Origin of the sequence: Thalassobacillus sp. B23F22_16, assembly GCF_043496955.1 — a bacterium.
Classification (GTDB): domain Bacteria; phylum Bacillota; class Bacilli; order Bacillales; family Halobacillaceae; genus Thalassobacillus; species Thalassobacillus devorans_A.
In genome coordinates, this window is record NZ_JBIEKD010000019.1 from 1 (window position 1) to 24,610 (window position 24,610).

Consider the following 24,610-nt stretch of genomic DNA (forward strand, 5'->3'; position numbering starts at 1 on the left):
CAGAATGGCTAATAAGAGTAACCAAAGAAAGAAGCCAGAACAGCTTCTCTTCTTAAAATTGCCCAAAAATAATTTAAAAAACCTTGGAGAGTGGGAGCCTTGACAGTTTCGTTCATATCAGGAGGCTTGCCGTCTTCCCCGCGGAAAGCGAATCCTTCCCCAACGCCCCTAAACTCCCCACAATCATCTCGAAATCAAGTCTTCGACTTTTTGGCCTGATAGTTGAATGTGCGTCTGTTTTGTAGATCTTGATTGTATAATGAAACAGCTACTGCTATAATAAAATTAAGTTAATAAGATTCGGTTGGAGAAACGGAGAGACCACGCTGCTTTATAGATACGGCTATAAAGCATGTTCGTGGTCTCTTTTTTTCGTTAACCTGCTCTTTTGCCATACATGAAATAAGCGTTTATGGGGAAAGGAAATATAGGGTGAATTCAACCGCATCATAAGTATAGACACAAGGAGAGGTTTAATCATGAGTCAATTTTCAAGTTATGAACGTCAGGAAACATTGAAAAGCATGACCGAAGAGACATTGGATGTTTTGATCATAGGGGGAGGTATTACAGGAGCGGGTATAGCCCTGGATGCCGCATCGCGTGGGATGAAAACAGCAGTTGTAGAAATGCAGGATTTTGCAGCAGGAACCTCCAGCAGATCGACGAAGCTGGTCCACGGTGGTTTGCGATATTTAAAACAATTCGAAGTGAAAATGGTGGCAGAAGTAGGGAAAGAAAGAGAAATTGTCTATCAAAATGGTCCGCATGTAACTACGCCTGAATGGATGATGCTGCCCTTCCACAAAGGGGGAACATTCGGACCTCTTTCCACCAACCTTGGCCTGCGTGTCTATGATTACCTTGCCGGTGTGAAAAAATCAGAACGGAGAACCATGTTTTCAGCAGAAGAAGCGATAGAACGGGAGCCTTTGATTAAACGTGATAATTTGAGGGGCGCAGGTTTTTATGTGGAATATAAAACGGATGATGCACGCTTGACATTGGAAGTAATGAAAAAATCAGTAGAGCATGGCGCCCTGGCAGCCAACTATGCTAAAGTAGTTGATTTCAACTACGACGATGAAGCTAAAATTACCGGGGCTGTAGTAGAAGATCAAACCGACGGGAAGCGTTACACCATTCGAGCGAAGAAAATAATCAATGCAGGAGGTCCATGGGTGGATCAGCTGCGGGAAATTGACGGTTCCAAAAAGGGGAAAACACTTCATTTGACGAAAGGTGTCCACTTGGTTTTTGATGGAGAACGTTTCCCTTTAAGGCAAGCAATCTATTTTGATACTCCAGACGGACGAATGGTTTTCGCGATTCCCCGTGATGGAAAAACCTACGTCGGTACCACCGATACAACTTATGAAGGGGATATTGCACATCCAACCATGACGGAAGAAGATCGTACGTATTTAATCGATTCGATCAATTATATGTTCCCGACGGTAGATATCACCGTGGAAGATGTCGAATCGAGCTGGGCAGGTTTACGACCGTTGATTCATGAAGAAGGGAAAGACCCATCTGAAATTTCCCGAAAAGATGAAATATTCATTTCCGATTCCGGACTTATTTCCATGGCTGGTGGAAAACTGACCGGCTATCGCAAAATGGCGGAAACAGTTATCGATATTGTTCGTGACATGTTTACGGAAGAAGAAGGAATCCGTTATTCTGATTCAGAGACAAAGTATATGCCAATATCAGGCGGAAACGTTGGCGGAGCAAAAGGATTTGACAGCTTTCTGGAGGAGAAAACGAGCCAGGGAAAAGCGATCGGGCTTCCCGAGGAAAAGGCACGAGAACTGGCAGATTTATATGGATCAAACGTCGGTCTTGTCTTTGATTTTTATGAACAAGGAAAAGAGAGAGCAGAGGCTGCAGGTATCGAGCGTGTCACATTTGCGATGCTGCAATATGGGCTGGAATACGAACTGGTCTATCGGCCCGTTGACTTTTTCGTTCGCCGGACCGGTGCTTTATTCTTTAACATTGCCTGGGTCCACCAGCACAAGGATGCGGTAATTGCTTATATGGCAAAAGAACTGAACTGGAATGAGACGCAGAGAAATGCTTATACAAAAGAACTAGAACAGCTATTGAAAGAAGCAGTAGAACCTGCAGAGCCAATGATGGCCTAGTTTTGAATGGTTACCCCGGTCAGGAAAACGAGTGTTTTCCTGACCGGGGTTTTTCATTTGGCCCATAAAATAAGCTAAAACATGCTAAAATCGGCTAATATAAGGAGAGGTACATATACTAATTTGATTAATTAAGCGACAAAGGGGTTCTACTCGGTCACGAAAAGGGAACAAATAAAAGAGCCAGTTTTGTTTGACGGACTATCTTTATTACGTTATCATATTAGCAAGCTAAAGGATTCGAATGGATTCTCAAAAAGAAAGGATGCACTCCATGGCAAAGCGGTTAATGTTTGAAAAGCCACTGGGAATGCGGGACACGCTTCCCTTTTTTTATAATCAGAAGAAACAAGCTCGTGAATTATTGACAGAAGAAATCTCAAACTTCGGTTACATGTTTATGGATACACCAATATTGGAGTATTATGAGACAGTTGGAGAAGCGAGTGCTACCTTGGACCAGCAATTGTTCAAACTACTGGATCAACAAGGTCATTCCCTTGTATTGCGACCGGATATGACTGCTCCGATTGCGCGTGTGGCGGCGTCTCAGCTCAAGCGTGCAGAATTCCCGCTTCGTTTAGCTTATGATGGACCTGTTTTTCGTGCGCAGCAGACAGAAGGAGGAAAGCCGGCCCAATTTGAACAGGTTGGAACAGAACTGATTGGCGATCATTCTTCTTATGGAGATGCCGAAGTAATTGCCCTGTTGATCCGTTCTCTTCAACGGGCAGGTTTGCAAGATTTCCAGATTACAATCGGTCATGTCGGATATGTCCGTTGCTTTTTCAAAGAAATACTTGGTGATGACGATCCGGCGTTAACAGAAGAATTGATGAGCTACCTCTATCGGAAAAATCACGTTGGCTATCAGGAAGCGGTTAAAGCTCTCCCATTACATGACGAAGCAAAGCGGGCGTTGATGGGGCTGTTGAAGTTGCGGGGAGAAGATGAAGTGTTCGACCAAAGCAAGTCACTTGCCCGTAATCAGGAATGCCTGCAGGCTATTAATGAACTGAAGCAGCTGTACAAGATACTGAAGCAGTATCAAGTTGAGCAGTACGTCAGTTTCGACCTCAACTTGATCAGTCATATGGACTATTACACTGGCATTCTTTTTGAAGGGTATGCCCCTAACTTAGGCTCCTTGCTATGTAACGGAGGACGTTATGATCAATTGCTTCCTTCTTTCCAATTAAATGCCTCTGCTACCGGATTCGCCATCCATCTTGAGCGTCTGGTAGAAGCGCTTGCCAAACAGTCCAACGGAGACGAACGGATTGGCATTCTGGTTGATGACGACACATTTGCTGATGGATTAAAACAGGCACAAGACCTTCGACAAGAAGGGAAAAGCGTATTACTACAGCATGTAGATCAGGTTCCTGACCTGCAGCAATTCAAAGCAGAACTTGTAGAAGCGATTTATTTGACGACAGGAGGTGGCCATGATGCGTAAAACTTTGACAATTGCTATGCCAAAAGGACGGATCTTTGAAGAAGCAGCTGAGCTGATGAAGCAGGCAGGATATGACCTCCTGTCCAACCAAGAGGAATCAAGGAAATTGATATTGGAGTTCCCGGAACAGAATTTACGGATCATGATGGCCAAACCGATGGATGTGGTGACGTATGTAGAATATGGGACAGCCGATATCGGAATCGCCGGTAAAGATGTTCTCTTGGAGCAGGACCGTGATGTTTATGAAGTCCTTGACCTTGGCATCAGTCCTTGTTACATCGCTGTGGCCGGCCTTCCGGATCAGCCGCTCAGCAAAATTGCTCCGAAGATAGCGACAAAATATCCAAAAGTAGCCTCTGATTACTTTCGTGAGCAAGGAGAGCAAATTGAAATCATTCCACTGAACGGCTCGATTGAAATCGCTCCGTTAATCGGGCTTGCAGATCGGATAGTGGATATCGTTTCTACAGGAAGAACGTTGAAAGAAAACGGGTTAGTAGAGTATGAAAAAATTGTCGGTATTACATCACGGTTGATTGTCAATCCTGTAAGCTACCGATTGAAAAGTAAGGAAATTGATGAAATGGTCAACCAATTGAGTGAAGTGGTAGGGGAGGACTATGTATGAAAATCCTGAAAAAGAATGAAATCACTTCATTCAAGCGAAGTGTAGATGCAGGAACAGAAGAACAACGAGCGGCCGTCAAAGCAATCATCGCTGACGTGAAAGAAAAAGGCGATGAGGCTCTCCGCTCCTATACAGAAAAATTTGATGGCGTGGCTTTGGAAAATGTTAAGGTTGATAAAGAGGAAATTGAACAGGCATACAGACAAATGGATGGAGAACTGGTTGAGGTATTGAAAGAAGCTGCTGCCAACATACGTAGCTTCCATACGAAACAGAAGTCCACTTCCTGGTTTGACACGCAGGAGGATGGCACGATACTCGGGCAGAAAATCACACCGATTGATGCTGCAGGTGTCTATGTACCGGGCGGAACAGCAGCCTATCCATCTTCTGTTTTTATGAATGTCATTCCTGCTCAGGTAGCAGGTGTGGAACGGATAGCCATGACTACTCCTCCAGCCCCTGATGGAACACTGCCGTCAGGAGTATTGGTGGCTGCTGACCTTCTGGGTGTCAATGAAATCTATAAAGTCGGCGGAGCACAAGCCGTGGCTGCTCTGGCTTATGGAACAGATACCATTGTTCCTGTTGATAAGATTGTTGGACCAGGCAACGTTTTTGTTGCGCTCGCCAAACGGGAAGTTTTCGGTGACGTTGCGATTGATATGATTGCAGGGCCGAGTGAAATCGCTATTCTTGCAGATGATACCGCACGGCCGGAAGAAGTAGCCGCTGACTTACTTTCACAGGCTGAACATGATGCCCGTTCCTCGAGCGTACTGGTCACAACCAGTGAATTCCTGGCAGGAGCAGTCCAAGCCGAAGTTGACCGCCAGCTGCAAACATTGCCCCGAGAAGAAATCGCCCGGAAAAGCGTGGAAGACTATGGAGCGATTATTCTGTGTGAATCGATGGAAGAAGCGGAAGACACCATCAACGAAATTGCTCCTGAGCATCTGGAAGTAGTTACATCTGCTCCGTTCGAACAGTTAGCAAAAATTAAGCATGCGGGCGCTATATTTCTTGGAAGGTACAGCAGTGAACCGATCGGTGATTATTTCGCCGGACCAAACCATGTATTACCGACCAATGGAACAGCAAGATTTTCAAGTCCGCTGAACGTTGACGATTTTATAAAGAAATCAAGCATTATTTCTTACAGTGAACGAGCCTGGCGTGAAAACCACGAAAAGATTGCCCGTTTTGCCAGACTCGAAGGGCTGGAAGCACATGCCAGAGCAGTGGAGTCTAGAAAGGAGACAAAAGATGAGTAATAAGCGTATGGCTGCCATCGACCGGAAAACAAGAGAGACTGACATCAGTCTTAAAATTGACCTGGATGGAAGCGGCAAACAGGAGCTTGATGTCCAGGTCCCATTTTTAGCTCATATGCTGGAGCTGTTTAGTAAGCACGGGTTATTTGATATGGAAGTAAAAGGTCACGGGGACGTGGATGTTGATGACCACCATACGACAGAAGATATTGGCATCTGTCTTGGCCAAGCATTTCGTCAGGCGGTTGGAGATAAGGCAGGTATCAAACGGTATGGTTCGATGACCCTGCCGATGGATGAAACATTGGTGACGGTTGCCGTCGATTTAAGTGACCGTCCACATTTGGAATGGAAGGCAGAGATTCCTGCTGCGAAAATAGGAACCTTTGATACGGAAAATGTGCACGAGTTTTTCTGGAAATTCGCCCTGGAAGCCAGGATCAATTTACATATCGTCCTTCACCATGGGCACAACAGTCATCATATTGTAGAAGCGATGTTCAAAGCGCTGGCGCGTGCTTTGGATGAAGCGACACAAATTGACCCAAGAATTCAAGGGGTGCCAAGCACGAAAGGAAGTCTTTGATTATGATAGGTATCATTGATTATGGCATGGGCAACTTGTTCAGCGTGTCCAAAGCACTGGAGCGGCTGGATGTCTCATATAAATTTGGAGACCGACCTGAGCAGATTGCTGATTGTGACGGTTATATCCTTCCAGGTGTAGGAGCTTTTCCTGATGCTGTCAAGGCTTTGAAACACCATGGTTTTGTGGAATTTATTAAGGAAAAAGCGGAAGCCGGAGTTCCAATTTACGGGATTTGTCTCGGCATGCAATTATTATTCGAAGAAAGTGAAGAAAACCAGCTGACCGAAGGGCTTGGCCTTCTTCCTGGCAGAATAGTAAAATTCCCGGGGATAGATGAACAAGGATCTTCTTATAAAGTTCCGCATATGGGATGGAACCAGCTTAATATCCAGCAGCCGGACCATCCGTTACTTACAGGAATTAAGAACGAATACGTTTATTTCGTGCACTCGTACTATGTTTTTACAGAAGATCGTTCGATATTGCTTGCTACAGCGGATTATCACGTGGAAGTTCCTGGCATAGTGGGCAAAGGGGCGTTATACGCCAGCCAGTTCCACCCGGAGAAGAGCAGCAGAGCCGGCATGCAGTTGTTAGAGAATTTTTGCAAGAATATAGTACCGGAACAAGGAGGGACCCCGAAATGAGTTTTACCATTTACCCGGCGATCGATATGCGGGATGGAAAATGCGTCCGCCTGGAGCAGGGGGACTTTAATAAAGAAACTGTTTATGGAGAAAATCCATTCAAAGTCGCGGCAGGGTTTGCGGAAGCTGGAGCAAGTTGGATTCATATGGTCGACCTGGATGGTGCAAAAGAAGGGTCCAGACAGAATGCCGAGCACGTGGTTCGTGCAGCCAAAGAATTACAATGTTCTGTCCAGATCGGGGGAGGCATCCGTTCGGAAGAGGATGTCCGTTTTTATTTGGATCAAGGTGTCGATCGCGTGATTATTGGATCCCTTGCTATCCGGAATCTGGAGCTTACTAAAGAATTGCTCTCTAAATTCAGAGACCGGATTGCCATCGGACTTGATGCCAGAGATGGCTATGTTGCCACGGACGGCTGGCTGGAGCGATCGGAAGTGACAGCTGTTGCCCTCGGGAAGGAACTGGCTGAAGCGGGGGCTGAAACATTTATTTATACGGATATTGCCAAAGATGGGATGCTTTCTGGTCCAAACACCAAAGAAATTGTCCGCTTAGCTGAAGAGACCAACACCAATGTTATCGCATCAGGGGGTATTAAGGGCCTGGAAGATCTTCGTGAACTGAAACAATATCAATCAAGCAAAGTGATCGGTTCCATCGTAGGAAAAGCTCTTTATACAAACCAATTCTCCCTTAAAGATGCCTTGAAGGAGGAAGCGTGATGCTTGCCAAACGAATCATCCCTTGCCTTGATGTCAAGGAAGGAAGAGTGGTGAAAGGAATCCAGTTTGTAGAAATCCGGGATGCCGGTGACCCAGTCGAACTGGCAAAGGTTTACGATGAACAAGGTGCCGATGAGCTTGTTTTTTTGGATATTTCAGCAACTCACGAAGGAAGGAAGACGATGATCGATGTCGTCCGTCAAGTAGCTTCTGAATTAGCGATCCCTTTTACGGTAGGGGGAGGAATCGGATCACTCGAAGATATCAGGGCAATCCTCCGTGCAGGTGCGGATAAGGTTTCTTTAAATTCTTCTGCAGTCAGAAGACCGGAATTGATCAAAGAAAGTTCCGATTACTTCGGAACCCAATGTATCGTCGTAGCGATTGATGCTCGGTTTGATCCTGAAGTTGACACTTGGCGGGTATATACCCATGGCGGACGGAAGCCTACGGACTGGCTTCTTGAGGATTGGGCTAAGGAGGCTGTTCGGTTAGGAGCGGGAGAAATCCTGCTGACCTCCATGAACCAGGACGGTGAAAAGACAGGTTTCGATCTCGCGATGCTGAAAGCTGTTCAAAAAGTTGTCAATGTCCCGGTTATTGCTTCCGGCGGGGCTGGTTCAGCAGAACATTTCCTTGAAGTTTTTCAGGAAACAGATGTAGATGCAGCACTGGCGGCATCGATTTTTCATTATAAGGAAACATCCGTGCAACGCGTGAAAGATTACCTTCAAGAAAAAGGAGTGGTCGTGCGATGAATTTAGATAATATAAAGTTCGATGAAAAGGGACTGGTACCCGCAATCGTTCAGGATGCCCGAAGTAAATCGGTTCTGACACTGGCATATATGAATAAGGAATCATTGGAGAAAACTCTGGAAACAAACGAGACTGTATTCTACAGCCGCTCACGTCAAGAGTTATGGCATAAGGGAGAAACTTCCGGCAACACTCAGCAAGTCACCAGCATTCATTATGACTGTGACCAGGATGCTTTGCTAGTACAAGTTGTACCGAATGGACCAGCTTGTCATAAAGGAGATTATAGTTGTTTTTCTGAAGCTATCACAAGTGAAAAGGTTTCACTGCCGGAAAACCGTTATGAAATACTTGATCAATTGCAACTGATTCTTGCTGACAGGAAAGCGACCAAACCGGAAGGCTCCTATACAAGTAAGCTGTTCCAGGAAGGTGTCGACAGGATTGCCAAGAAAATTGGCGAAGAAGCAGGAGAAGTCATTATTGCCGCTAAAAACAATGATCCAGAAGAGCTCTCCCTGGAATCTGCAGACCTGTTGTTTCATTTACTAGTGCTCCTGACAGACCGTGACGTTTCTTTAGATAAAGTTCTTGGCGTACTGGAAGAAAGGCATCGTTGATCCTATCCGGTTATTTTACTGTTTTTGTCAAAAAATAGTCTATATCCTATAATTCATCTGTGTTATACTGTCATACGTACTGAAACGGTGATAGGAGGATATTGATGCCTACTTCTAGGAATGGAGCCACAAAAAATGTAGATAACGTGATTCATTTTGTAGCGGATGGGGAGTTTTATTTCAGTTATGGTGTGCAGGCTTTCCAAAAAAGGAATTTCACCATGGCTGTCAAATGGCTGAAAAAAGCGATAGAAAAATCTCCCGATGAACCCCTATATGCTTGTCAACTGGCTGTCGTCCACACAGAGCAGGGCTCCTATCATAAAGCGAATCAATTATTGACCGAAGTACTTTCGGTATTCGGAAAAGAATATGTTGATTGTTATTACTTAATTGCAAATAATTATGCGCATCTCGGTTTATTTAAAGATGCGAAAAAATATGCAGAAGCCTATTTGGAAAAGACGAAACAAGGCGATTTCAAAGAAGCTGCTGAACAATTATTAGAGTTAGTTACATCTTTGGAAGAAGAGGAAGATGATGACTGGACGCTGGAAGATGAGGATGAATTGCTCATTTACCAGGAAACCGCACTCTACCATCTCCAGCGTCAGGAATGGGAAGAAGCGCTGGTACTCCTCGAAGAAATGATGCAGCTTTTCCCTGATTATACAGCGGCAAAGCATGAGTACACATTTGCGCTATTCCATCGTGGAGATGAGGATGAGGCGATCAAGTTAGAGCAGCAGTGGCTGGAAAACCAGCCGAACAATTTGCACAGTCATGTCAACCTGGCTATATTTTACAAAGAACGAAATGACGATCGCAGTAATGAACATATTAAGATGGTAAAGAAGATTTTTCCAATCCATGACCATCAAAAACTCTATATTGCCCAGGCATTGACAAGAACTGGCCATTACCAGGAAGCATGCGAGCGGTTCCAATCCATCCGGTCGAAAGATGTTAAACGTACGAAAACATTTTATAAATGGCACAGCATCGCATCCTATCATACTGGAAAGCCTTCCAAGGCATTGCATTTGTGGGAAGAAGGGTGTAAGAAATACCCGGAAATGAGTGAGGAAGGCGGCCCTTGGAACGCATCTTGACAGCGTTTGGGGAGATGACGTTCCGCAAATACCCTAGTGAGCATATTAATAGACGCAGGAGATACATTTTTATAGGATGATAGTATGAAACTGACTAGTTCGAGTCAATGTATATATAGGGGGCTGAATTAAAATGGAAGAGCATATTTATGATGTAATCATCGCAGGTGCAGGGCCGGCTGGAATGACAGCTGCTGTCTACACTTCACGTGGGAATTTAGATACGCTTATGATTGAGCGTGGAATTCCAGGCGGTCAAATGGCTAACACAGAAGATGTCGAAAACTATCCTGGTTATGAAAGCATTCTTGGGCCGGATCTTTCCAACAAAATGTTCGAGCATGCCAAAAAGTTCGGTGCCGAATATGCCTATGGAGATATCAAGGAAATTAAAGACGGCAAAGAATATAAAACGGTTGTAGCAGGAAATAAAGAATATAAAGCACGTGCTGTCATCATTGGTACTGGCGCTAAATATAAAGAGATCGGTGTGCCTGGTGAAAAAGAACTGGGAGGACGCGGTGTATCCTATTGTGCTGTATGTGATGGGGCATTTTTCCGTGATAAAGAGCTGGTTGTCATTGGTGGAGGAGACTCTGCTGTAGAAGAGGGCGTGTACCTGACTCGCTTTGCCAGCAAGGTCTCAATTGTCCACCGTCGTGACGAATTGAGAGCACAGCCGATCCTGCAGCAACGTGCATTTGATAATGAAAAAGTGGAATTCGTCTGGGATACAGTGTTGAAATCCATCAATGACAAAGATGGAAAAGTAGGCAGTGTCACATTATTCAATAAGAAGACAGAAGAAGAATACGAGTTTGATACAGATGGGGTTTTCATCTATATTGGAATGATTCCGCTAAGTGAACCATTTAAAAGTTTAGGTATTACAAATGAACAAGGCTATATACCGACTGATGAAAATATGGAAACAAAGATTCCAGGGATTTTTGCAGCCGGGGATATACGTGAAAAAACGCTCCGTCAAATTGTGACAGCTACAGGAGACGGAAGCATTGCGGCCCAATCTGCCCAGCATTATATCGAAAACCTGATGGAAGAATTGAAGGTTGCCAATAAGTAATCAATTGCCGTGTGTTGGCAGGCGTGCAGGACTTTTAGAATAGTAATTGCAACTTAACTCTCCTGTAACACGCATGAAATAATTGTGGGGTACAATATAATTAATTAATTGACCCCCTTTTAATAGATAGATCTATTGCGCACAGGTGCCTAGCCGCCTGTGCATTTTTTTGTGGCTGGTAACATTGTGGGACGAATCTGATTCATTGTATAATAATATATGATGTCCTCCGACTAAGGATGAGGTGACGTAATTGCAGCGAGTGACGAATTGTATTTTGCACATAGATGATCAAGTTTTGATGTTAAAAAAACCGCGAAGGGGCTGGTACGTGGCCCCTGGCGGTAAAATGGAACCTGGTGAATCGATTAAAGAATCAGCTGTCCGGGAATTCCGGGAGGAAACCGGATTAGCAATTAAGAACCCTGAAATGAGAGGATCATTTACTTTCATCATCCGGGATGGCGACGAAACTGTCCAGGAGTGGATGATGTTTACTTTTTATTGCACCGAATATGAGGGATCACTGCTAGAGGAAAGCGAAGAAGGTGAGCTGGAATGGGTGCCAGTGGCTGAGGTACTTAGCAAGCCTATGGCAGAAGGCGATCGGCATATCTTCAACCATATACTGACGAGTGACGAGCAAGTTTATGGAACGTTTGTCTATACGCCTGATTATCAGCTACTTGAAGTAGACTTAGATCCGACAGAACCAGAATAATTAGTATTCTGCCAGCAAGGTTTGTGCCATATCGATGGAGACTGCTGCCTGATAGGAGTGGATACAATATGACTAAAAAAGAACAAGAGACACAGCTGGTAATCATCACGGGAATGTCTGGGGCTGGTAAAACAGTGGCGGTACAAAGCTTTGAAGACTTAGGTTTTTTCTGTGTGGATAACCTGCCGCCAGCTTTGCTGCCAAAGTTTCTAGAATTGATGAAGGACTCTTCTAACAACATTGAGAATGTAGCACTTGTGATGGATTTAAGAGGACGGGAATTTTTTGATGCATTATTTGAAGTATTGGATAAGCTTGTGGATGAGCCATGGCTGCAGGAACACATCCTGTTTCTGGATGCACAGGATCAGGCATTGGTTTCCCGGTATAAGGAAACACGACGTTCTCATCCTCTGGCGAAGGATGGACTGCCTTTAGACGGCATAAAACAAGAGCGCCGGATGCTCGATGAGTTGCGGGGAAGAGCGCAAACAATTATAGAAACGACTGATTTGAAGCCGAGAGAGTTACGGGAGCAAATCATCCAGACGTATGCCAATACGCAGAAGAAACGTGAGATATTCTCGGTTCAAATGGTTTCCTTCGGCTTCAAATATGGGGTGCCGATTGATGCGGATTTAATATTTGATGTACGGTTTTTACCCAATCCACATTATGTGGAACACATGCAGCCGCTTACCGGACTTAATAGTGAAGTATCATCGTATGTCTTCAAATGGTCTGATACACAGAAGTTTCTCGAAAAATTGATTGATCTGCTGCAGTTCATGCTTCCGCAATACAAACGCGAAGGAAAAAGCCAGCTAATCATCGGAATCGGTTGTACAGGTGGACAGCACCGTTCGGTGGCAATAGCTGAACATTTACGCAAGCATTTTTCAACCGATTACGTAACCCATGCCAGCCATCGGGATATCGATAAAAGAAAGGGCCATTGATCATGACAATAAATAGAAAGCCTAAAGTGGTCGTCTTGGGAGGCGGGACCGGCATGCCTGTTTTACTTCGGGGGCTCAAAGACCTGCCAATTGACCTTTCGGCTATCGTGACAGTTGCCGACGATGGGGGAAGTTCCGGTCGGTTGAGGAACGAAATGTCCATTCCAGCTCCAGGAGATATACGAAATGTGATTGCTGCATTGTCTGATGCAGAACCAATGCTGCTGGAATTATTTCAGCATCGGTTTGAAAGTGGAAATGGATTGTCCGGCCACTCCATGGGTAACCTACTATTAGCAGCGCTGACCTCCATGAAAGGTGACTTTTTTACAGGCATCAAAGAGATCTCCCGTGTTCTTAATGTGAAGGGGAAGATTTATCCAATCGCTAATCAGAATATGTATCTACATGCGGAAATGGAAGACGGGACATTAGTTTCAGGGGAATCGAATATTCCTAAATATCCCGGCAGAATCAAGCGGGTTTTTCTGGAGCCGGATCCCGTAAAACCGCTCCCGGAAGCGGTGGAAGCAATTAAACATGCGGATTTAATTGTGATTGCACCAGGAAGTCTCTATACAAGTACGCTTCCTAATATTATCATACCCGAAATTTCTAAAGCCCTGAGAGAAACATCAGGAAAAGTAACTTACGTATGTAATGTTATGACACAGCATGGTGAAACAGATGGCTATTCAGCAGGCGATCATGTCAAAGCAATTATTGATCATGTGGGGGAAGGATGTGTCCATTCCATCATCGTCCATAACCAGCCAATCGAACATGATGTAAGGAAAATTTATGCTGAAGAACAGGCAGAACCTGTCATCTATGATAATGAGCGAATTCGCAGGATGAAATTGGAAGTCATTGAAGAAGATATCATCGACCATTCCAAAGCGATGTTGCGCCATGATACTAAAAAAATTGCAAACCTGCTCTACAGGATGCTGTAGATAGCAAGGAGTTTTATGCAGGGAGGTGAACGTCGTGTCTTTTGCTTCAGAAATAAAGAAAGAGCTGACGAATGCAGAGGCGGAAAAACCGTGCTGCATTCATTCCGAATTGGCTGCCCTCATCCGTATGAATGGCTCCGTATCTCTGAATTCAAATAAAACATACGTGCTGGACGTTCAAACGGAAAATGCTGCTATTGCCCGGCGGATCTATACATTGATTAAAAAAGTCTACCACTCACCAGTGGAGTTGCTTGTCCGAAAGAAAATGCGTTTAAAAAAAAATAATGTCTATATCGTTCGAATGAAAGAGGAAGTAAAGGCCTTTTTAGAAAAATTGGAAATTATGAATGATGGTCCTTTTTCCTTCAACCGAACCATTTCGGAAAATCATAAACAGGATATCTGCTGTAAACGCGCCTACCTTAGGGGGGCTTTTCTTGCAGGTGGTTCTGTCAATAATCCGGAAACATCTTCTTATCACTTGGAAATTTATAATTCTTATCAAGAACACAATGAAGCTCTATGTGAGTTGATGAATGAGTTTAATTTACATGCCCGGACCCTGGAAAGAAAAAAAGGGTATATCACTTATATCAAAGAAGCAGAAAAAATAACAGAATTTCTCAGTAATATGGGAGCCCATCAGGCATTATTCAAGTTTGAGGACGTGCGAATAGTCCGTGATATGAGAAACTCTGTCAACCGCCTTGTCAATTGTGAAACGGCAAACTTGAATAAAACAATTGGAGCCGCCTTCCGTCAGGTGGAAAACATTAAGTTTATTAAAAATACCGTGGGTATTGAAGCTCTGCCAGAAAAACTGCAGGAGGTAGCAATGCTGCGTCTGTTGCATCAGGATGTTTCTTTGAAGGAATTAGGTGAATTGGTTTCTACAGGGAAAATCAGCAAATCCGGAGTAAATCACCGGCTAAGGAAAATTGATGAATTTGCTGAGAAGGTGAAAAAAGGAGAGATTTATCCGACTTCCCAGCAATAAGGTGATTTCCAAGTATAATCCATGTTATTGATAGAAGATTCATGCTATAATGAATGCAATTAAAAAACGCTTTCAAGGAGAGCGTTTTTTCTATCACCAACTATGATAGCGCTTCCCATATAGGAGTGTAGAAGAGAGGAGAATTCAGGTGGTTGAACGGTCGTTGAAAGTGGAATTGGAAACAGGTCTGCAAGCGAGACCAGCAGCCCAATTCGTGCAATTAGCTAATCGTTTTTCATCCGATATATTCATTGAAAAGGACGGAAAAAGAGTAAACGCCAAAAGCATTATGGGATTGATGAGTCTTGCTATTGGAGCCGATGAAGAAGTACTGCTGATTACCGAAGGTTCTGATGAAGAACCGGCTATGGAAGAACTGCAGGCTTTCGTTATAAAATAGTAATGGTTGATGCTACTTATGTGAATAAATGAACATTGGGTATAGTGTGTTCAGGAAAAAAGCTTCCATACTAAAGACCCTGACCGGGAGGTCAGGGTCTCTTTTTGAATGAAAAAATAATTATTATTCGGTTGGTTTCTTTTCCATTACTTTGTCGATCAATCCATATTCTTTCGCTGTATGCGCTGGCATGAAGTTATCACGATCGGTATCCCGCTCGATAACCTCTAATGGCTGTCCAGTACGCTCAGAAAGGATTTTATTCAACTTTTCACGCATTTGCAAGATACGACGAGCATGAATTTCGATGTCAGCTGCCTGACCTTGCGTTCCACCTAAAGGCTGGTGAATCATAACTTCACTGTTTGGCAGTGCATAACGCTTACCTTTTTCACCAGCAGCCAATAGGAAAGCTCCCATAGATGCTGCCATACCGATACAAATGGTAGATACATTTGGTTTGATGAATTGCATCGTATCGTAAATTGCCATTCCAGCTGTAATGGATCCGCCTGGCGAGTTGATATAAAGAGAAATATCTTTGTCCGGGTCATCAGCTGCCAGGAATAGAAGCTGAGATACAATCGAGTTGGATACGTTATCATCGATTCCGCTTCCCAGCATAATGATTCGGTCTTTCAGCAGGCGTGAGTAAATATCGTATGCACGTTCTCCGCGGTTTGTTTGTTCAATAACTGTAGGTACTAAATTCAATGTAAATTCCTCCTTCATCACTTATTATCATTGGATGATGTGATAGTTTTATCATACATCCAAGGTCAATAAAGGTCAAACAAAATACTTCGACTTTATCAGGCAAAATTCCTTCTACCATGATTCCCTAAATCAGGCAGAATAAACCTGCCTCTATAGGTTTTTCCAGCTGTTTACAGTAGTTGATATTTGTTTTTGGGTCTTCCCCGACTCCCATAATCAGAAACAACTTCGATTTCCCCTTTTTCCACCATGTGATGGAGGTAGCGATGGACGGTCTGATAAGCGATTGGCAGTTGCTGCTGAATCTCATTGATAGTTACTGGCTGGTTTTGATTATAGAGGAAGTGTTTAATCGACTTGCGTGTCTCTTTGTTGATTCCTTTGTCTACATATATATCCTGCTCTGTATGAGCCAGTTTAGCGAATTTCATATTCAGTTTGATCCGTGATATTAAATCAGGTGCCTTTATTGGCTTCATGGCAAAATCTGTAGCACCTGCTTCTAAAAAAGTGTTGGCAATATCCTGTCGGTCATCCACAGTTAAAACGATGATAGGGATATGCTTGTTTTCCTTTCTAATGGCTTTGACAGTTTTCAACCCATCCCATTCCGGCATGTGATAATCGACTAACACCAGGTCAGGGTCGAGCTTTTGCAATAATGCCACCCCCTCTTTTCCATTGGAAGCTTCGGTGGATGGCCACTCACAAAATTCGCATATTTCTTTCAGGGTGAAACGTATGTCTTCATTGTCATCGATGATCAAAATCATCCTATCGCTTCCTTTCTTGAGTGCTGAGGGATAGTGATCGTGGTGATCGTATAAGAACCCGGTTCACTTGATACCTCAATACTGCCAGAATGACTCTCTATTACCCGCTTAACAAACGGCAGACCGATACCGGAAGAATTTTTAGTGCTGAAACCTTCCTGCCAAATGTGAACAAGGTTAGCCTGGTCGATACCAGGTCCGTTATCTTCTATTCTGATGCAGGTTCTATTAGCTTGATTAGTTACATCCACCTTGATTTTCCCCCCGCGGTCATGTAAATAAATCATCGAGTTCTCCAGCACATTGGATATTGCCCTGGAAAATCGTATTTTGTTAACATATAAAGGAGGCACAGCTTCATCGATATGAACTTCAAAGTCAATTGGCAGGTCATCTGTGTTCAAATGACTCATCACATAATCAAGCAATTCTTCTACTGGTATTTCTTTTCGAATATCTTCATAAAGTATATCCGAAATCATTTCTTTCATTTTCACGACCGATTGATTAATTCGGCTAAAATAACTTTTTGACTTGTGGTCATCTGCCTTTACCTTCATTTCCATCAAAGATAATAGCCCTTCAATCGCTACCAAGGGTGTTTTTAAATCGTGGACTAATGTATGCATCTCCTGATAAACCTTGGACTCAATTAAATCATTTCTGGTCCTTTGCAGTTCTTTTCCTTGTGCCTGGTATAATTTTAAAGTAGCGATTTGTTTATTGAATAAGTGAATCAGCGTAGTAAAAATCAAGGCAATGATAAAGAAAATAAGGAAAAATACTAAGGCAATCGTGCTGAAAAGGTTATGATCGGTCAAGAATTCATCTACAGTCTTTAAGCTCACAGCCAGGTCGTTTGTTCCAAATCCATAATGGCTTAAAGACGGAATCAAGTTAAGCCATTGAAGCGAGGTGGTTGTCAAAATCAACAAAACGAGAAAGGTTAAGGCGAAATAGCGCTGCTGTGGAAGGTAGGTACTAAATAATAGGATAAAGCCGATCGTCAGTAATTGCGGAAGGTACGCATAATATTCAGCATAAAGGAAGTTCAGCGCCCAAACTGCCATTAATGACAGAATGGCATACACTATTTGGAAGCGGACGGTACTGCTGTTTTTGACAAAATATCTAGTAAGAAATAATGTACCGAAAAAAATCATAGAAAACATCAGTACGTTCCGTGAAATATAGGCAAAAGCAGTAACAAGCAGCTTCCCGCTGTCTTCCTCAATAAGGCTGCGGTCGATCTCTTCATAGATGTACATGGACCAGTCCATCGTCAATGCTGGTATCAGCATTCCGTAAAAAACAAGTACAATTCCAAGGGTTCCCCAGAAAGGGTGTGTTTGCTGCTTCATTCTGAATCCCCCTACCTGAACACCGAGTTGAATGGTGTTTTCATATCTTCTATTTCATTTGCAAAGGTGGACTTTACTTTATAGTCTTGAATCATGTCCATTAAATTTTGAGGAGGGATCTCATGCTTTTTTCCAATAAAATAATCTGCATAAGGAAGAGTCATCGCTAAAAACTCCCACGATTCTTCATAATCCCTATATTGGACATCCAAATCAAAAATCACTACCGGTACTTGCTCTGCTTCTGCTTCTTTCATTAACTCAACGATACGTTCTTTCTCCTGAGCCAACTTTCTATTTTTATGTAGCAACCCGTTGTAGCTATAGCCAGCCACAATGACCAGCGTCTCGTATTCGTATAAATCTGTTGCCAACGCCCTTGGGCGGTATTCGGCATCGAGGTGGAGCTGTTGGGCAAGCTTTTGGACAATCCCGCCTTCCACCGTTTGTCCTGCTGAAGTGATTAAGACGGGTTGTTTCCCGATTGGTGCAGGAAGGTTTGGATACATATATGTCGTTTGTCCTGATGCCTGATAGGAATGGTGTCCGATCACAATAAGACTGATAACGAAGCATAACAATATGATGGAGTATTTCTTCAAAAGGCATTTCCCCTTATTTGGTGTATCAAATCTATAAGCTTTAGCGGTAAATCAGAAGTGAAAGGCACTTTTACTCTTATTTTACTTAAATATTCTGAATAATGAAAGGTGCATTTAATCAGCCTGGTTAAAAAGAAGGAGAATGGAGCTGAACTAATAGGAGGGAGGTTTAATGTTTGGATCCCGTGGACTGATAATAGAGGGGCCTCCATATGGCAAAAAAATCGAGTATAAAATCTATTGATTTTATACTCGATTACATCTGCTGATTTAATTGTTTATCCATCAACTACTGGAACTACTTTTTTTATTGCTTTAAGCGTGGATCGAGTGCATCTCGCAGTCCATCACCCAACAGGTTGAAACCTAAAACAACGAGAAGGATAGCAAAGCCAGGGAACATGACTACCCATGGAGCAGTCTGCAGGGCGGAGCGGCCATCACTAAGCATGGCTCCCCATTCAGGGAGAGGTGGCTGTGCCCCTAACCCTAAGAAACTCAGACCTGCTGCATCCAAAATAGCCGTACCTATCGTTAGAGTTGCCTGGACAATAATTGGCGCCAGGCAATTCGGTAATACGTGAGAAAATAAAATTCTTCCATTCTTCGCACCAATTACACGGGAAGCCTCGATATATTCCGTTTCTTTGACAGAGAGCACGGTCGATCGTACAATCCTGGCAAAATGGGGTACACCCACGATTCCAACGGCAATCATAGCGTTTGTCAGGCTTTTCCCTAAGACAGCAACTAATGCAATCGCCAATAGAATACTAGGAAAAGCCATCATGATATCAATCAGCCGCATGATAATCTGGTCGACCCACCGTCCGAAAAATCCGGCAACAGCTCCTAGAAATACACCGACAATCATTGAGATTCCTACAGTGATGACACCAATTTGAATAGTTATCCGTGATCCGTAGACAATCCGTGAGAAGATGTCCCTTCCAAGTTCATCTGTTCCTAACAAATGTTCAGAGGAAGGAGATTGATAGCGGTCGATGATGCTTTGGTCTGTTGGTGAATGGGTTGCAATTTGAGGTGCGAATATAGCAACCACAATCAATAATGTTATGATGACCAAGCCGATTAAAGACGTTTTACTTTTGATTACCCTGGATAAGGAATCAAGCCAGAGGCTTGAGTTCTTTTTACTTTTTAGTGCGGGATCCATCTGATCCGCTTTTGCTTCAGCAGCCAAGGTTTTCACATCCTTTCCTAATCCAGTTTGATTCTTGGGTCGAATAACGTATAAAGGATATCAGTGATCAAGTTTACCAATACGAAAATGATAGCGATGATTAAAATAGTGCTTTGGACGACAGGATAATCCCGGCTGAGGATGGCATCGACTACATATCTTCCGACCCCTGGCCATGAGAAAATCGTCTCCGTTAAGACGGCTCCCCCTAATAAAAATCCAAACTGCAATCCAATGACAGTGAGAACTGGAAGGGAAGCGTTTTTCAGGGCATGTTGGAAGATGACCAACCGGCCGGCTAACCCTTTTGCGTTGGCAGTTCGTATGTAGTCCTGCTTCATAACTTCTAACATACTTGAACGAGTCATACGCGCGATGATAGCCATTGGGATGGTGGCAAGGGCCAGGCCTGGCATCAATAGGTGTCGGAATGCATCGACGAATGCCGTTCCGTTCAAGGTCAGAATGCTGTCTACCAAATATAAGTTGGTGATTTTTGTCAACTCAATATCATTGGATAGCCTTCCGGATGGAGGTAACCAATTCAATTCCACAGAAAATAGCCAAATCATCATTAAACCAAGCCAAAATATTGGCATCGAGACACCGAATAATGCTCCACTCATACTCAGATTGTCAAACCAGGAGTATTGCTTAACAGCTGCGATCACTCCGGCAAGTACTCCGATAACAACAGCAATGGTCATGGCAAATAGGGTCAATTCAATCGTAGCTGGCAGTCGGCTGCCTATTTCTGAAGCGACCGATTCTTTGGATTTGATAGAGTCACCTAGATCACCAGTAGCGATTTTACCCATAAAGTTTCCATATTGGACAATATAAGGGTCATTTAAGTTCAATTCTTCCCGCAACATTTCCAGCTGCGTTTCTGTCGCTTTTTCTCCAAGGATACTTCTGGCTGGATCTCCGGGAACCAGATGCATCAGGGAAAAGGCGATGATCGATACACCGATGATAACGGGTATCAATGATACAAGACGTCTAATAATATAATTGAGCATACTGCATTCCTCCAAATTTAAAAAGCTGTTCAAAGGGGCTTTATCTGTCAGTTGTCTGCCGCGAAGCGCCCCTTTGGTTTTCACAGCCCTTTTCATAGCCTGATTAAAAGGGAGGGGGAAAGGAATATCCCTTCCCTTAACCTCAATTAGTTCAGTTCTAAGTAGTTGAAAGGTTCACTTCCTGTTGGATGAGGAATATAGTTCTGAACTTCTTTCTTAACGGCAAGTGGTGGTGTCGTATGAGCAATCGGGAACCATGGTGCATCTTCATGGATGATTTCCTGTGCTTCTTCATAAAGTCCGACACGTTTCTCCTGATCAAGTTCTGTTTGCGCCTGCTTTAAGATATCATGCAGTTCATCGTTCTTATAGAAGGCGATGTTTCCTGCAGAACCTTTTTTCGCATTATCTTTATCCAGCAATACGTATAGGAAGTTGTCAGGGTCACCGTTGTCACCTGTCCATCCTAAGAACGCCATATCGTGGTCGCCATTTTCAGTTGCGCTTAAATGAGAATCCCATTCGTTTTCGACGATTTCAACTTCAATGTTGACTTCTTTCAACATTTCCTGGATCGCCTGTGCAGCGAACTTCGGCTGTGGCAGGTAAGGGCGTGGATTGGACATGGTATACAGAGTGATACTCATGCCATCGCCGTATCCTGCTTCAGCAAGTAGTGATTTTGCTTCTTCGACATCGTAACCGTAATCTTCTACGTTATCGTTATAGCCCCATAGGGATGGCGGCATTGGATTTTTAGCAGGTTTTCCAATACCTTCAAACAAGGAAAGTAATTTCTCTTTATCAATGGCAAGGTTGATTGCCTGACGGACTTTCTTGTCTTTTAATGGACCTTCTTTATCCGTATTCATAGCCATATAGGATACGTTCATAGAAGGACGACGGATGATTTGTAATGCTTCATCATCTTCTGCCTGCTGGATATCCTGTGGGTTCATTCCATTCATTGCATCAATAGAACCTGATTGCAATTCCATGAAACGAGCACCATTATCCGGAATAACACGGAAAATCACTGTATCGACTTTAGCTGTTTCTCCGAAATAATCTTCGTTTTTAGACAAGGTAATGCTGTCATCCTGTTTCCACTCTTCAAAAATGAATGGACCGGTACCTACAGGGTTTTTGAAGTAGTCCTCTCCATGCTCTTCAATAGCATCCGGGCTTGCGATACCAAATGGAGGCATGGCAAGTGTGTTCAGGAACGGTGCATTAGGTTCAGATAGTGTGAATGTAACTTCATAATCTCCTGTAGCTTCTACCTTTTCAATGATTCCACCGGGGTTTTCTTCAGATGCCCCGAACATATAACCGTAGTAAACATATTCTGCTCCTTCTGTCCAACGCTCGAAGTTGAAGACGACATCTTCAGCTGTAAAGTCAGTTCCATCGTGGAATGTGACATCATCACGTAGTTGGAATGTCCATTCCAGGCCATCATCACTTGTTTCCCATTCTGTAGCCAGGGCAGGTACTACTTCTGTACCTTCCTGTTCATAACGAACTAGTGTGTCATAAATCTGGTTGGTGACATAAATGGATTCACCATCGGTAACTTTAGAAGGGTCAAGCTGTTCTGAGTCGGCTCCTCGGCCAAATACGAATGTGCTGCTGCCGCCGCTGCCTTCTTCAGCTGACTCGGAATCTGTAGTATCCTGGCTGTTACTGTCTTCACCTTCCGAATTGGCTTCATCGTTATTGCTGCATCCAGCTACAACTAGAACCATCAGTGTGAAAACGGTCAACAACATCCAAAGTGCTTTTTTCTTCACAATTAGTTCCCCCTTAAATGGAATGTAATAAATTAAGTATTAGACAAGCGTTGCTTCCGTGTCTTCAACCACCTCCTTAACGAGATGACAGGCAACTTGATGCTCTGCACCTGGAATCTGTTTTAAGACCGGTTTTTTCTGTTTGCATATATCTTCGGCCCAAGGACACCTGGTGTGAAATTTACATCCTTGAGGTGGATTAGAAGGAGAAGGAAGATCTCCCTCAAGGGTGATCCGTTCCCGTTTTTCTACGGGCCGCGCCTCGGGAATGGATGATAATAATGCTTTAGTATAGGGATGCTTAGGGTTTCCATACAGCTCTTCCACATCACCTATTTCTACAATCTCGCCTAAGTACATGACAGCGACTCGGTCACTGATATGATGGACGACACTGAGGTCATGGGCAATAAAAATATAAGTGAGGTTGAATTCTTTTTGTAAATCTTCCATTAAATTGATGACCTGAGCCTGAATAGATACGTCCAAAGCCGAAACAGGTTCATCACAAATAATCAATTCCGGATCCAAAGCTAAAGCTCTTGCAATCCCGATCCTCTGTCTTTGTCCTCCACTGAACTCATGTGGGTAGCGGGATTTATGATAACTGTCCAGCCCTACTACTTCGAGCAGCCTATCCAGTTTCTGCTGCCGTTCTTCTTTTGACATACCGAAGATTTTCATCGGTTCTGTCACCGTTTGTTCAATTGTTTTACGAGGATTCAAGGAAGCGTAGGGGTCTTGAAAGATGAGCTGCATTTCTTTGCGAAGCTTCCTTAATTCTTCCCCCTTCACATCGGTGATGTCCTGCCCTTTATAAAAAATCTTGCCTTCTGTCGGCTCAAGAAGTTTCAGTATGGTCCGCCCTGCTGTGGATTTTCCGCACCCACTTTCACCTACCAGGCCGAGTGTCTCCCCTTGATTGACTGTGATGGATATGCCATCGACAGCCTGAACAGCGCCTGTCTGTTTAGGGAAAATAGCTCCTTTATAAATAGGGAAATGTTTTTTTAAATTTTGGACACGTAAAAGTTCACTCATGGACGGTCACCTTCTCTTCCTGTTCATACAATAAGCAGCGCACAAAATGGTCTGTTTCATCTTCTGATAGAGCAGGATCTTTTATCAGACACTCATCCTTGACATGAGAACACCTGGGTGCGAAGCTGCATCCCCTTGGCAAGTCTCTTAAATCAGGTGGCAGGCCTTTAATTGCCTCGAGTCTTTCTTTTCGGTTATGAATTTGAGGAATAGATGATAGCAATCCCCAGGTATAAGGGTGCTTTGGTTTATCAAATAACTCTTTGACACTCGAGAATTCTACGGGTTTACCAGCATACATAACCATGACACGGTCACATACTTCTGCGACAACACCAAGGTCGTGCGTAATCATGATGATAGCCATGCCCAATTCTTGCTGCAGCTTTTTTAACAGGTCGAGTATTTGCGCCTGGATGGTTACGTCGAGGGCGGTCGTAGGTTCATCCGCAATCAAAACTTTAGGATTACAGGCAAGTGCCATCGCAATCATGACACGCTGCCGCATTCCTCCACTGAATTCATGGGGGTAGTTTTTTAAACGTTTGGCAGCATCGGGGATGCCCACTAAATCAAGCAACTCGATTGCGCGAATGCGTGCTTGCTGTTTATTCATATTTTCATGAGTCATAATGGTTTCCAGCATCTGTTTTTCTACAGAAAAAACCGGATTAAGGGAAGTCATCGGATCTTGGAAGATCATCGAAATGTCTTTCCCGCGTATTTTTCTCATTTCTTTTTCTTTCTTAGGCAGCAGGCTTTCACCTTTGAAACGAATTTCCCCTGAAACGATTTTGCCTGGGGGGGACGGTACTAATTTCATTATCGACATAGCCGTAATACTCTTACCGGAACCGGATTCTCCGACAATCCCTAGTGTTTCTCCTGGTTTGACAGAGAAACTGACACCGTCAACTGCTTTAACGACCCCGGATTTAGTGAAAAAGTGGGTATGTAAATCTTCTACTTCCAGAATGGGAAGATGGTCAGCCATAGCGAACCTCCTTAT

Annotated in this window: 25 protein-coding genes; 16 read left to right on the forward strand and 9 right to left on the reverse strand. The window is 43.6% G+C overall.

Annotated elements, in window-relative coordinates; all coding sequences use genetic code 11:
• Positions 1 to 479: 479 nt before the first annotated feature.
• The 16 genes from ACGTNI_RS14355 (at position 480) to ACGTNI_RS14430 (ending at position 15,088) form a co-directional block, all read left to right on the forward strand.
• The gene (locus tag ACGTNI_RS14355) at positions 480 to 2,153 is read left to right on the forward strand and encodes a glycerol-3-phosphate dehydrogenase/oxidase (RefSeq protein WP_394463503.1); all 1,674 of its coding nucleotides are present in this window, start codon (positions 480 to 482) and stop codon (positions 2,151 to 2,153) included.
• A 274-nt stretch (positions 2,154 to 2,427) separates the two neighbouring features.
• Positions 2,428 to 3,612, forward strand: a complete 1,185-nt coding sequence (locus tag ACGTNI_RS14360; RefSeq protein ID WP_394463504.1) for an ATP phosphoribosyltransferase regulatory subunit — start codon at positions 2,428 to 2,430, stop codon at positions 3,610 to 3,612.
• Entirely contained in the window at positions 3,605 to 4,243 is a 639-nt protein-coding gene (gene hisG / locus ACGTNI_RS14365) for an ATP phosphoribosyltransferase (RefSeq protein WP_394463552.1), read from the forward strand. The genes ACGTNI_RS14360 and hisG overlap by 8 nt, the downstream gene beginning before the upstream one ends.
• A complete protein-coding gene (gene hisD / locus ACGTNI_RS14370; RefSeq protein WP_394463505.1) occupies positions 4,240 to 5,517 on the forward strand; it encodes a histidinol dehydrogenase in 1,278 nt (425 codons plus the stop codon). Before hisG ends, hisD begins: the two co-directional genes overlap by 4 nt.
• Positions 5,510 to 6,103 carry an imidazoleglycerol-phosphate dehydratase HisB gene (gene hisB / locus ACGTNI_RS14375; protein ID WP_085505899.1) on the forward strand — a complete coding sequence of 198 codons (594 nt, stop codon included), beginning with the start codon at positions 5,510 to 5,512 and terminating at the stop codon, positions 6,101 to 6,103. Before hisD ends, hisB begins: the two co-directional genes overlap by 8 nt.
• Positions 6,104 to 6,105: 2 nt before the next feature.
• A complete protein-coding gene (hisH, locus tag ACGTNI_RS14380; RefSeq protein ID WP_394463506.1) occupies positions 6,106 to 6,753 on the forward strand; it encodes an imidazole glycerol phosphate synthase subunit HisH in 648 nt (215 codons plus the stop codon).
• The gene (hisA, locus tag ACGTNI_RS14385; protein WP_394463507.1) at positions 6,750 to 7,478 is read left to right on the forward strand and encodes a 1-(5-phosphoribosyl)-5-[(5-phosphoribosylamino)methylideneamino]imidazole-4-carboxamide isomerase; all 729 of its coding nucleotides are present in this window, start codon (positions 6,750 to 6,752) and stop codon (positions 7,476 to 7,478) included. The genes hisH and hisA overlap by 4 nt, the downstream gene beginning before the upstream one ends.
• Positions 7,478 to 8,236 carry an imidazole glycerol phosphate synthase subunit HisF gene (hisF, locus tag ACGTNI_RS14390; protein WP_394463508.1) on the forward strand — a complete coding sequence of 253 codons (759 nt, stop codon included), beginning with the start codon at positions 7,478 to 7,480 and terminating at the stop codon, positions 8,234 to 8,236. The genes hisA and hisF overlap by 1 nt, the downstream gene beginning before the upstream one ends.
• Positions 8,233 to 8,856, forward strand: coding sequence for a bifunctional phosphoribosyl-AMP cyclohydrolase/phosphoribosyl-ATP diphosphatase HisIE (gene hisIE, locus ACGTNI_RS14395; protein ID WP_394463509.1), 624 nt, complete (start codon positions 8,233 to 8,235; stop codon positions 8,854 to 8,856). Before hisF ends, hisIE begins: the two co-directional genes overlap by 4 nt.
• Positions 8,857 to 8,960: 104 nt before the next feature.
• On the forward strand, positions 8,961 to 9,968 hold the full coding sequence (locus tag ACGTNI_RS14400; RefSeq protein WP_394463510.1) for a tetratricopeptide repeat protein: 1,008 nt from the start codon (positions 8,961 to 8,963) through the stop codon (positions 9,966 to 9,968).
• A 133-nt stretch (positions 9,969 to 10,101) separates the two neighbouring features.
• Complete coding sequence (gene trxB / locus ACGTNI_RS14405) at positions 10,102 to 11,052, forward strand: thioredoxin-disulfide reductase (RefSeq protein WP_394463511.1); 951 nt, start codon at positions 10,102 to 10,104, stop codon at positions 11,050 to 11,052.
• Positions 11,053 to 11,314: 262 nt separating this feature from the next.
• On the forward strand, positions 11,315 to 11,773 hold the full coding sequence (locus tag ACGTNI_RS14410) for an NUDIX hydrolase (protein WP_394463553.1): 459 nt from the start codon (positions 11,315 to 11,317) through the stop codon (positions 11,771 to 11,773).
• 68 nt (positions 11,774 to 11,841) lie between these two features.
• Positions 11,842 to 12,732 carry an RNase adapter RapZ gene (rapZ, locus tag ACGTNI_RS14415; RefSeq protein ID WP_085505892.1) on the forward strand — a complete coding sequence of 297 codons (891 nt, stop codon included), beginning with the start codon at positions 11,842 to 11,844 and terminating at the stop codon, positions 12,730 to 12,732.
• 2 nt (positions 12,733 to 12,734) lie between these two features.
• Positions 12,735 to 13,688, forward strand: a complete 954-nt coding sequence (gene mgfK, locus ACGTNI_RS14420) for a gluconeogenesis morphogenetic factor MgfK (protein WP_394463512.1) — start codon at positions 12,735 to 12,737, stop codon at positions 13,686 to 13,688.
• Positions 13,689 to 13,722: 34 nt separating this feature from the next.
• Positions 13,723 to 14,688 carry a DNA-binding protein WhiA gene (gene whiA / locus ACGTNI_RS14425; protein ID WP_394463513.1) on the forward strand — a complete coding sequence of 322 codons (966 nt, stop codon included), beginning with the start codon at positions 13,723 to 13,725 and terminating at the stop codon, positions 14,686 to 14,688.
• Between the two features lie 148 nt (positions 14,689 to 14,836).
• Entirely contained in the window at positions 14,837 to 15,088 is a 252-nt protein-coding gene (locus ACGTNI_RS14430) for an HPr family phosphocarrier protein (protein WP_085505889.1), read from the forward strand.
• 123 nt (positions 15,089 to 15,211) lie between these two features.
• On the opposite strand, the gene clpP is transcribed toward ACGTNI_RS14430, so the two are convergent.
• The 9 genes from clpP to ACGTNI_RS14475 all read right to left on the reverse strand — a co-directional run bounded on the left by clpP (position 15,212) and on the right by ACGTNI_RS14475 (position 24,595).
• Positions 15,212 to 15,802, reverse strand: coding sequence for an ATP-dependent Clp endopeptidase proteolytic subunit ClpP (gene clpP, locus ACGTNI_RS14435; RefSeq protein ID WP_062441188.1), 591 nt, complete (start codon positions 15,800 to 15,802; stop codon positions 15,212 to 15,214).
• Positions 15,803 to 15,975: 173 nt separating this feature from the next.
• Entirely contained in the window at positions 15,976 to 16,578 is a 603-nt protein-coding gene (locus ACGTNI_RS14440) for a response regulator (protein WP_085505888.1), read from the reverse strand.
• A complete protein-coding gene (locus ACGTNI_RS14445; RefSeq protein WP_085505887.1) occupies positions 16,575 to 17,939 on the reverse strand; it encodes a sensor histidine kinase in 1,365 nt (454 codons plus the stop codon). The genes ACGTNI_RS14440 and ACGTNI_RS14445 overlap by 4 nt, the downstream gene beginning before the upstream one ends.
• A gap of 11 nt (positions 17,940 to 17,950) precedes the next feature.
• Complete coding sequence (locus tag ACGTNI_RS14450; protein ID WP_085505886.1) at positions 17,951 to 18,541, reverse strand: DUF6305 family protein; 591 nt, start codon at positions 18,539 to 18,541, stop codon at positions 17,951 to 17,953.
• A 307-nt stretch (positions 18,542 to 18,848) separates the two neighbouring features.
• Positions 18,849 to 19,745 carry a nickel transporter permease gene (nikC, locus tag ACGTNI_RS14455; protein WP_394463514.1) on the reverse strand — a complete coding sequence of 299 codons (897 nt, stop codon included), beginning with the start codon at positions 19,743 to 19,745 and terminating at the stop codon, positions 18,849 to 18,851.
• Positions 19,746 to 19,762: 17 nt separating this feature from the next.
• Entirely contained in the window at positions 19,763 to 20,767 is a 1,005-nt protein-coding gene (locus tag ACGTNI_RS14460; protein ID WP_085506707.1) for an ABC transporter permease, read from the reverse strand.
• Positions 20,768 to 20,913: 146 nt separating this feature from the next.
• Entirely contained in the window at positions 20,914 to 22,560 is a 1,647-nt protein-coding gene (locus ACGTNI_RS14465) for an ABC transporter substrate-binding protein (RefSeq protein WP_369668743.1), read from the reverse strand.
• Between the two features lie 39 nt (positions 22,561 to 22,599).
• Entirely contained in the window at positions 22,600 to 23,601 is a 1,002-nt protein-coding gene (locus tag ACGTNI_RS14470; protein WP_394463515.1) for an ABC transporter ATP-binding protein, read from the reverse strand.
• Entirely contained in the window at positions 23,594 to 24,595 is a 1,002-nt protein-coding gene (locus ACGTNI_RS14475) for an ABC transporter ATP-binding protein (protein WP_394463516.1), read from the reverse strand. Before ACGTNI_RS14475 ends, ACGTNI_RS14470 begins: the two co-directional genes overlap by 8 nt.
• Positions 24,596 to 24,610 lie beyond the last annotated feature (15 nt).